Source organism: Mycobacterium sp., from assembly GCF_032161845.1.
Lineage (GTDB): Bacteria > Actinomycetota > Actinomycetes > Mycobacteriales > Mycobacteriaceae > Mycobacterium.
This window is the reverse complement of sequence record NZ_JAVRQA010000500.1, coordinates 1-9,674: the sequence shown is the minus strand read 5'-3', so window position 1 is coordinate 9,674 and position 9,674 is coordinate 1. Positions and strand designations below refer to the sequence as shown.

Below are 9,674 nucleotides of genomic sequence, written 5' to 3'. Positions count from 1 at the left end.
CCGATCGCAGGGCAGATCACGGGAACCGCCCTGACCTCCGACGGGCGTCTGATTGTCACTTCGTCGACGGGAAGCGGGTCATCGGTAACCAGTGTCAACCTGGCCGACGGTACCGGTGTGGGGTCGTCGTCCCTCGGATCGGGAACGCCGATCGGAGCGATGGTCATCGGCAGCGACGGCCGGACCGGTTTCCAGTTGGCGATGGTCGATGCCCAGTCGGCGAAGCTGTTCGTCGTCGACCTCACGGGAGTGCCGGTCGTGCTGCGAAGCATTGCAATCGACGGCACGGCCTCGGTACCGGCGCAGTCGATCGCCGATGGCGACGCCATCTCCGTGACGACCGCGAAGGACGGCAACACGAAGGTGACCGTCATCGACACGGCACCATTCTTGGTCAGCTAGGACGGCTCCGTGGCGGGCTCGTCGCCGGCCTGCTTGGCGGCCTTGCGACGCTTCAGCCACTCGATCAAGATCGGGGCGACCGAGGCCAGCGCGATCAGGATGAAGATCGGCTCGAGAAGCTTCTGGATGATCTCGAACTGGCCTAGGCCGTAGCCCAGCAGGGTCAGGCCGACGCCCCACACGACCGCGCCGATGACGTTGAAGAGCGTGAAGACCCCGTAGCGCATCTTCGCGGCGCCCGCGGTGATCGGTGCCAGCGTCCGCACGATCGGCACGAACCTGGCGAGCACGATCGCGAAGGGGCCGCGCTGTTCGAAGAACGCGTGCGCCTCGTCGAGGTAGCGCTGCTTGAGGAACCGCGCCTTCGGCTTGAACATCGAGGTGCCGATGCTTCGACCGATGAAATAGCCAACCTGGCCACCGAGGATCGCGGCGACCGGGATGAATATCAGCAGCTTCCACAGGGCGAAGTCACCGCGGTCGACGTTCTCGATGGTCTCGTGGCCCGCGGCAATCATGCCGGCCACGAAGAGCAGGGTGTCGCCGGGCAGCACGGGGAAGAGCACACCGGACTCGATGAAGACGACGACCAACAGACCGATCAGCGCCCATGCCCCGAAGTACCCAACGAGGATCGACGGGTTTAGGAAGTCTGGCAGCAACGCGAGGTTGGTGGTGGTCATGGCTAGTCAAGATACCGGCGTGGCCTGATGGTCGCGGAGACTGCGCTCGCAGTCGGCACTCCTCGCACCGTCGGGAGCCAACTGATGCACCGACCGCGTCCGAGAAGTAGGTGCCCAGCGGCTGGGACCTCGACCACCTGGGTGGCTACCCAGCCCCGTCCTCTGCGTCGGCGTCCGTCTCGACGTGAAGGGTGCCGGACCAGCCGCTCATGGACCCTGTATTGCAACCTCCAAGTACGCCGTCCATCTGCACCTGGATGACGTGGCGTCCGGGTGATGTCTGGATGAAGTAGCCGCCGTCGTTCTGTCCCGGCTGGACTATGTTGCTGCCCCATTCGTTCCCGTCGATGAATATTCGCGCCCTTCCGGGAGCGCACGCTGGCGGGTTCGGGTCGGCGGTGAACGAGACGAACAACGGCCCCGTAGTCGGCATGGACAAACCCTGGGTCTTCTTATCGCACGTCTGACTGAAGGGCTGTGGACAATCCACCGCGTAGTGTCTGTCGGTCTTTTGAGCCGAAGCCGGACTTGCCAACGCCAATGCCGTACATCCGACTGCCGCGGCCAGTGCAGCCGTCGTGGCAATCGTCTTTCGAGCGGATTCTTGGAAGTTGTTCATCGGAGTTCCCCTTGAGTTGAGTGCCCCTGAGGGCGTGGGTTTGACGTTATTGACGGACGGTCGCAAATAAATCGGGTGTTTCCCTACGATTGGCTTGGAGGCCAGCGGTAGGGAAACACCTGATTTATCGGTCGCGTTCACGAAATACCGTCGAGTGATGCCAGAACTCCGCCGCCCGCGCTCCTTCGCCGTCGGAGGATTCGTCCCCGTCCTCGCATGCGCTGCGACCGTCGGGGCACTCGTGGGCTGCGGGCAGTCGGATACGGGCGGCGGATCCAGCCTTCGTGACGCCAAGTCGTCCGCCTCGTCGATCGCGGCTGCCGGTGACGAGTCCGTCGCACCGATCGACGCGTGTGCGCTCCTCTCGCCGGACGACATCTCCGCGTTGCTGGGGGCGCCCGTCGAAGGCGCCTCATCGGATTCGCGATGCGTGTGGGAGAACCCCGACAACCTCGAATCGGTGAGCGTGGAGATCGGCAGTCCCGACACCGCAGCCAACGGCACGCTGCGGCCCCCAGAGCCGGGGCTCGAGAACATGTACACGCCCGGGCCGGACGGCATGCGATTCCTCGGACCGGGATCGGTGGAGTTCGTCGCCGGTGGCCGGTCGAACACCGTCCAGGTGGCGGTTCTCGGCATGATCGGCGATGGCAGCGCCAACGATGCCGCCGTGGACCTCGCGCGCAAGATCGGGCCGCAGATCACCGAGTAACCACCCTCGTTGCGCCGTGACCGCGGCTAGGTTCAGTCGCTCTGCTGACCGTTTGCTAGATATGTCGCACGCGATACGCAGAATCTGTGAGATGTTTTCTGTGTGATGCCTGGCAACGTTTCTCGCCCGCGAGAGTCGCTGGAAATCACCCGCCTTCTGGACGCTGCGTCGTCTGCGCCGGCGGCGCTAATATTCGAGGGCGAACCGGGTATTGGGAAGACGACGGTCTGGCTGACGGCCCTGGACGAGGCGCGCGAACGCGGCTTCCTGGTGTTGTCCACCAGGCCTACGGCGGCGAAGTCGGTCATGGCCTACACGGCCCTTGGAAACCTGTTGGGGTCGGTTTCGCCGTCGGTATGGGCCGACCTCCCCGGGCCCCAGCGCCAGGCTGTAGACCGCATCATGACGCGCACCCAAGACCCGGATGACCATCAAGCGGTGACCGATCAGCGCGCCATCGCCGCAGGTTTCTCTTCGGTCGTCGACCACCTTGCCCGGGAAGGCCCGTTGCTACTCGCGATCGACGACTTGCAGTGGCTCGACTCGTCGAGCGCGCGCGTCCTCGATTCGGTCGTCCGTCGACTCTCCGGTCCCGTCGGCATGCTCGGCGCGGTGCGTGCGGCACACGCGTCCTCCGTCTCCTGGTTCCAGCCACCCAAACCCGATCGGATTCAGCGGATCGGCCTGCGCCCCCTCAGAGTCGGAGGTCTGCACGCGGTCATCTCGCAACGCCTCGGTCGCTCGTTTCCACGCCCTACGATGCTGCGCATACACCAGACGTCCGGCGGAAACCCCTTCTACGCAATCGAGTTGGCGAGGTCGATCAACGAAGGCGCAGGCGGCAGTGGGGACGTCCTGCCACGGTCTCTGGCCGAACTGGTCGACCACCGCATCGACGGCGTTGGCGATGCCAATGAAGTCGCTCTCCTAGCCAGTTCGTGCTTAGCGGCACCAACGGTCGACCTCGTCGCGGCTGCGGTCGACACCGACGTCGGCAGCCTCGTTGAGTTGCTGGAACCCGCGGAAACGCAGGGAATCATCAGCCTCGACGGCAATCGCATCCGCTTCGGCCATCCGATACTCGCCAAGGGGGTCTATCAGCGGGCTTCCCCCGCGGCGCGCCGCGCGATGCACCGCCGCCTGGCTGAGCTCATCGACGAGCCCGAATCACGGGCCCGGCATCTTGCGCTGGCGACGACGACCGGCGACCTGGCGACGTTGACGGCGCTTGACGCCGCAGCCGACATCGCGCGCAGCAGGGGCGCACCAGGGGCGTCCGCGGAACTCGTCAACCTCGCGCTGACGCTCGGCGGGGACACCACGGAGCGTCGAATTCGGTTGGCAGGTCTGCACTTCAATGCTGGAGACTCCGAACGCGCCCGCGGTCTGCTCGCAGAGACGATCGCGTCGCTCGAGCACGGTGTGCTTCGAGCGAGGGCACGCTATCTGCTCGGTGTGGTGCGGATGTTCGACGACAGTTTCATCGAGGCCGCGGACCTTCTGCAGCAGGCCGTCGACGAGGTCGGCGACGACCGGGCTTTCCGGGCCGAATGCCTCAATCTCCTTGCGTTCGCCCAGATCAATTCGGGGCGTGCGGTCGAAGCCGCCCAGCGCATCGACGAGGCCGTTGCACTGTGTGATTCGCCCCCTCTGAGCCATCTTCTGAGCCAGGCCCTGAGTATGCGGACCACTCTGCGCTTCATGCTGGGGGAGGGACTCGACCGGGCCGCTTTGGACCGCGCAGTCAGACTGCAGGATCCCGGCGTCAGTGTGGCGATTGCGATTCGTGCCAACGTGCAGAGCGCTTTGCTCGCCGCGTGGAGCGGTGAACTCGACCGCGCGCGGGATGAATTCGCCGCCATCAAGCGGCGCTCCATCGAACACGGCGAGGACAGCGAACTGATCTTCATCAACTTCCAAAGCGGCATCCTCAGTGTCTGGCGCGGAGAGTTCGACGTGCTGGCCGCGGAGGCCGAGGAAACGATGGAGCGCGCCCTGCAACTGAACGGGGACGTGCCGCGCTACGTTGCTCTGACGGTGAGGGCGCTGTGGGCGGCGCATGCCGGCGAGGTCGAGGTCGCTCGCCGAGCGTGTGCTGATGCCCTTTCGGCTGCCCTCAGGTCCGGCGCGACCAACCTCGCCCAATGGCCCGTGATGACAGAGGGTTTCCTCGAGGTCTCGCTTGGCCGCTACGAAGAAGCGCTTGCAGTTCTCGAGCCGCTTCTCACCGGGATCTCGCTGACGCCGAGGGCCACGGAGATCATTTCGGCGTGGTTCCTGCCCGATGCCATTGAGGCCATGGTTCAGCTGGGCCGTCTCGATGATGCTGAGGTTTGGGTGAACAGGATCGAGGACAACGGAATTCGACTGGACCGACCGTGGATGCTTAGTGTTGGAGGGCGATGCCGTGGCATGCTGCAGACCGCCCGCGCGGATCTCGTCGGCGCAATGACAACCACCGAACGAGCCATGGTCCAGCACGACCGGGTACCGATGCCCTTCGAGCGAGCCCGTACGCAGCTCCTCCTCGGTCAACTGCAGCGCAGGTTGCGTCGACAGGATGAGGCCGCGTCGACACTGACGGCGGCGCTGGCCGACTTCGAACGGCTCGGCACGCCGTTGTGGGCGCAACGTGCCCGCGATCAGCTGGCAGGTCTCGACGTCGGGGTGCGGCACGTGGCGACGCTGACTCCCGCAGAACTTCGCATTGCACGGCTGGCTTCCTCCGGAATGACGAACCGTGACGTCGCGGCGACACTATTCGTCAGCCCGAAGACGGTGGAGGCCAACCTATCTCGGGTTTACCAGAAGTTGGGCATCCATTCGCGGGCCGAGCTGGGCAGTCGCACGGCCGAGCTCTCCGACTGAGGTTCACGGATTGCGGACGCAGTCGTAGGTGAGGGGGACATCCGCGCCGAGTTCGACGACCTCGAACGCATCGGGGGGGATCGCGCTGAATGATCCTGAGTCGATGCCCAAGTCGGCCCACTTCGCGATGCTCGTTCGGTCGTCGGCGAAGGTGAGTGCGATCTCGCCGCCGTCGGAGAGGAACATCCCGTACTTCTTGAGTGCCGCCAGGATCACCTTCTGGGACGCGCCGAAGCCGGAGTCGTCGAAGTCGGACTTGAGGCGGAGGCGCACGCCGTACGGAGGAGCGTTCGGGTCGGTGCTCTCCGGTCCACCCGCGTGCGTGGCGGGCCGGACGTAGACATCGGCCTTCATCCGGTCGTTCGGAAGGATGAAGCGCAAGGCGTGGTCGACGCCGCCTGCGGCGACCTCGTCGGCGGTCGGGGTGAGGCCGGCGATGGGAAATCCCGCGGCGTCGGCGCTGGTGCACTGATCGCCGCGCAGTGTCTCCGGATAGCTCTTGCCGAGGTCCCATACGAAGAGGCCCATGGCGGTGACGTCGTCACCCTCTTTGTTGCCCTGGTAGACCTCGTACAGCTTGTCGTCATTGCGATCGACGACGAGCAGGTGGCAGTCCTGTTGCGAGACATCGCAACTCAGATCTTCTGAGCCCTCCATGTTAGCGTTCGCCGGGACTGGAATCTGGGCCGGGACCTCGTCACAGTCTGGCCCCCCGTAGCAGTAACCGTCGATGCCGATGACCTGTGCGCGTGGGGTGGCTTCGTCGGCGAAGAAGATTGGGATCGAGAAGTCCGTCTGGAACACGTTGTCGTTGCCCCAACCGCCGAGGCGGGTGAGTGTCGCGATGATTGAATCGCTGCGGTCCGACCTCTTCACGCTCGAGACGTCGGTGGTCCATGGCTGTTCGCCACTGAACAAGCCGCCCGTTTCGGGGGTGGGCCGCCCGCTGCTCGGCGTTGCCGTGGAACGTCGATCACCCTGGATGACAGTGCTACTCGCGCACGCCGTAGACCCAACGAGGAGTGTCACGCTCAGCATGATGATGGCGTGGCTGCGCACGCTGGCACGAATTTGCATGAAAGTCCTCCGATTCGCACTACGGCCCGAGACGAGCGTCGACGGCAGGCGTGAGCCGCTGGGCGGTGAGGCCGGCGCGCTGACAGGTTTGGGCGACGAGGTCTGCTGAGTCGGCGGTGAACACGCCGAAGCACACGTCGTCAGCGGGGACCGCGATGATCGTGAGGAGTCGCACGGTCGAGCCCGCCTCCGTGGACGTCGACGCTGCACAATCGTCGAGCGTGGCGGCGGTGTCAGCGATCGGCTCCTTCGCCAGTCGCGGGCTGTACCACTCGACGAGGTAGCACGGAACCGCTGTGGCGTGGGAGCTCATCAACTCGACGCTAATCCCGCGCGGAGGCGAAGAAATCGGGTGTTTCCCTACGTGAGGGCGTTCCGCTGGGCTTCTGCACGCCGACGGGTCGGGATTAAACTCCAACAATGCCCACACACAAGGCGGTCCAGGTGGCGTCCGCGAATCAACCGCTCTCCTTGGTCGACGTCGAGACCACCCCGCCGCCGCGTGATCACGTGCGAATCGCCGTCGCCGCGTGTGGCGTGTGCGGCACCGATCATGCCTTCGTCAGCGGCGGCTTCCCCGGACTGTCATGGCCCGTGACGCCGGGACACGAGATCGCGGGCACCATTGCCGAGGTCGGCGACGGCGTCGAGGACTTCGGCGTGGGTGACAGGGTGGCGGTCGGCTGGTTCGGCGGCAACTGCAACCGGTGCGCGCCGTGCCGTCGGGGCTTCTTCATGCAGTGCGAGCGCCTGCAGGTGCCCAGCTGGCAGTACCCGGGCGGTTATGCCGAGTCGGTGACGGCGCCGGCTACGGCGTTGGCCCGCATCCCCGATGCGCTGTCGTTCGTCGAGGCGGCGCCACTTGGCTGCGCGGGCGTGACGACCTTCAACGCGCTACGGCGTACCAGGGCGGTGGCCGGGGACCTGGTCGCCGTGCTCGGTATCGGGGGCCTCGGCCACCTTGGCGTGCAGTGGGCGAGGGCGATGGGATTCGAGACCGTCGCGATCGCCCGCGGTGCCAAGAGGGCCGACGGCGCCCGCGAACTGGGTGCACATCACTACATCGACTCCAACGAGGCCGATGTTGGATCGGCCCTTCAGAGTCTTGGCGGCGCGAAGGTGGTGCTTGCGACGGCGGCGAACTCCGTGGCGATGGCGGCGACCGTGGCAGGGCTCGGACCGGAGGGTGAGCTCGTCGTCGTCGGCGTCACCCCCGAGAACCTCCCGATCAGTCCGCTCGATCTGATCAACGCGGGCCTGTCCGTCACCGGTCATCCGTCGGGCACTGCCCGCGACGTCGAGGAGACCATGCACTTCGCAGTGCAGACGGGCGTGCGTCCCGTGGTCGAGGAACGGCCACTCTCCGAAGCCGCCGAGGCGTACGAGGCGATGGACACGGGCAAGGCGCGCTACCGGATGGTCCTGACGGTTTAGTGCCGGCGGGTCAGCCAGTCGATGCGGCTACCGAGTTCGGCGCGGGATTTGATGTCGAGCTTGCGGTAGATGCGGGCGATGTTCGCTTCGACGGTCTTCGGGCTGATGAACAGCGCGGCGGCGACGTCGCGGTTGGTCTTGCCCGCGGCAGCGAGTTCGGCGACGCGTTGTTCGGACGGCGTGAGCACGCTCTTGCGGCGAGGCCCGGTGTGATTGCGATCCAGTTCGGCACGGGCCCGATCGGCCCACATCGGGACGCCCAGCTCGTCGAATGTCTCCAGCGCATTGGTGAAGGCCGCGGCGGCAGCGTCCTTGCGCCGATGGCGGCGCTCGACCTGGCCCAGTAGCAATTGGGTGCGACCACGTTCGAAGGGCATTGCGAGCCTGTCGCATTGAGTCACCGCGTGCTGGGCGGCCAGTAGCGAGCCGTCGATGTCCCCGCGGGCGGCCAGTACCATCGCTCTGCTCCGCGCGCCCACGGCGAGCATCCACGCGCGATCCAACCGACGGCCGTTGCCTTCCAAAACGTCGGCGAGCCGCTCGGCGTCGTCGAGTCGGCCGAGGTTGACCATCGCCTCGACGGCGTCGGGCACGAACGCCGCGGCGACGATCTCGGTCGCCTTCGGTGCACCGTCGAGCCTGGCGAGCAACGGTGCGGTTGCGGCCAACGTGGCCTCGTAGTTCCCAAGTGACAACTCGAGGAATCCAAGAGTCGTCAACGTCCAGACCACCAGCAGGTTCGCTCCGCAGCGTTCGCTGGCGGCCAGCGCGGTGGCGATGTCTCGACGCGCGACGTCGACTCGGCCGGCGTATGCCGCCACGGCAGCCCGAATGGTCGTCGCCACGAAGAGCGGGACGTCGCCGCCCAGATAACGCGCCCGCTCAGTGGTGTCCTCGGCGATCAGGGCGGCGTCGGTGAAGTTACCGCGCCAGATCTCCAGCAGTACGGCGTGTACGGCGACGAAGATCAATTCGTTCTCCTCGCCGCGTTCGATGCAGCGCCGCCTAATGTTCGCCATCTCGTCATGGGCGTGATCGAGGTGCCCGGTCCATGCCAGCAGCATCGCGTTCTGCATCCTGGGGCGAAACGCCATCGGCATGTCGGCATCGACGTCTTCCAACGCCTGTGCCCGAACGAGTCGCATCTGGTCGAGGCCGTCGCCGCGGAGAAAGCCGAGAATCACCCGTAGCCCGAGCGCCTGACCTAGCAGGATCGGCTGCCCGAGTCGCTCGGCACGGGCGATCGCTTCGTCGATTCGACGGGCGGCGCGGCCGAATTGGCCCGCGTTGTATCGGGCGTAGGACAGCGTCACCAACAACTCCGTCCGCAGCCTCGTGTCGTCGCCGGTTTCGTCGAGCGCTGCCTCCAACACCCCGGCAGCCTCGAGAAAGCTGTCTTCGAACAGATGCACGAATCCCAGCAGGTTCGACGCCTCCGCGCGCAACGCACCTGGTTCCATCACGGTGATGACGTCCTCGAGCAGCAGCCTCGCCCGCGTCGCGTCACCGTTGCTGAAATGGTGATTCGCCGCCTGTAGCCGACGTCGCGGCGTATCGCCACCGAGCCGGATCGCCAGGTCGACGAACTCGGCGGCGGCGGCGGGTGCTCCACGTGAGCGTGCGGACTCGGCGGCGGCGTCCAGTGAATCCATCGTGGCGTCATCTCCGCTGGTCGCGGCCAGCGCGAGGTGCCGCGCACGAAGTTCAGGTTGATCGACGGTCGCGGCAAGGCGCCGATGGATCGCACGTCGTCGAGCAGGCGCTGCCAGGGTGTAAACCCCCTGGCTCAGCAAGGGATGGGTGAAGCGAATGCGCTGGCCGTCGATCGCGACGATGCCCTTGTCCTCGGCCTCTTCGAGCATTTGAGCCACTCGGTCGC

At 66.0% G+C, this 9,674-nt stretch carries 9 protein-coding genes; 4 read left to right on the top strand and 5 right to left on the bottom strand.

The annotated features are described in order from the left end of the window. Positions 1 to 402 (top strand): hypothetical protein (locus QOD90_RS27610; RefSeq protein ID WP_526355088.1); only part of this gene is annotated, 402 nt, incomplete at its 5' end. Here QOD90_RS27610 and QOD90_RS27605 read toward each other — a convergent pair. Then, positions 399 to 1,085: a VTT domain-containing protein gene (locus QOD90_RS27605; RefSeq protein ID WP_526355086.1), complete on the bottom strand. Its 687-nt coding sequence runs from the start codon at positions 1,083 to 1,085 to the stop codon at positions 399 to 401. The two genes, QOD90_RS27610 and QOD90_RS27605, sit on opposite strands and share 4 nt — an antisense overlap. A gap of 145 nt (positions 1,086 to 1,230) precedes the next feature. Continuing rightward, positions 1,231 to 1,518, bottom strand: a complete 288-nt coding sequence (locus tag QOD90_RS27600; protein ID WP_526355084.1) for a hypothetical protein — start codon at positions 1,516 to 1,518, stop codon at positions 1,231 to 1,233. Between the two features lie 343 nt (positions 1,519 to 1,861). Here QOD90_RS27600 and QOD90_RS27595 point away from each other — a divergent pair, with 343 nt between their 5' ends. Together QOD90_RS27595 and QOD90_RS27590 are read left to right on the top strand one after the other, a co-directional pair. Beyond that, complete coding sequence (locus QOD90_RS27595; protein WP_526355082.1) at positions 1,862 to 2,416, top strand: hypothetical protein; 555 nt, start codon at positions 1,862 to 1,864, stop codon at positions 2,414 to 2,416. Between the two features lie 105 nt (positions 2,417 to 2,521). Continuing rightward, positions 2,522 to 5,284 carry an ATP-binding protein gene (locus tag QOD90_RS27590; protein WP_526355080.1) on the top strand — a complete coding sequence of 921 codons (2,763 nt, stop codon included), beginning with the start codon at positions 2,522 to 2,524 and terminating at the stop codon, positions 5,282 to 5,284. A 3-nt stretch (positions 5,285 to 5,287) separates the two neighbouring features. Here the strand turns inward: QOD90_RS27590 and QOD90_RS27585 are convergent, their stop codons facing one another. Next, the gene (locus QOD90_RS27585; protein WP_526355078.1) at positions 5,288 to 6,313 is read right to left on the bottom strand and encodes a hypothetical protein; all 1,026 of its coding nucleotides are present in this window, start codon (positions 6,311 to 6,313) and stop codon (positions 5,288 to 5,290) included. Positions 6,314 to 6,380: 67 nt separating this feature from the next. Then, positions 6,381 to 6,674 (bottom strand): hypothetical protein, encoded by a 294-nt coding sequence (locus tag QOD90_RS27580; RefSeq protein WP_526355076.1) that lies wholly within the window; start codon positions 6,672 to 6,674, stop codon positions 6,381 to 6,383. A 107-nt stretch (positions 6,675 to 6,781) separates the two neighbouring features. Between QOD90_RS27580 and QOD90_RS27575 the strand changes: the two genes are divergently transcribed. Next, complete coding sequence (locus tag QOD90_RS27575) at positions 6,782 to 7,795, top strand: alcohol dehydrogenase catalytic domain-containing protein (RefSeq protein ID WP_526355074.1); 1,014 nt, start codon at positions 6,782 to 6,784, stop codon at positions 7,793 to 7,795. Here the strand turns inward: QOD90_RS27575 and QOD90_RS27570 are convergent. Continuing rightward, on the bottom strand, positions 7,792 to 9,674 hold a 1,883-nt coding region (locus QOD90_RS27570; RefSeq protein WP_526355072.1), incomplete at its 5' end, for a helix-turn-helix transcriptional regulator. The genes QOD90_RS27575 and QOD90_RS27570 overlap by 4 nt on opposite strands.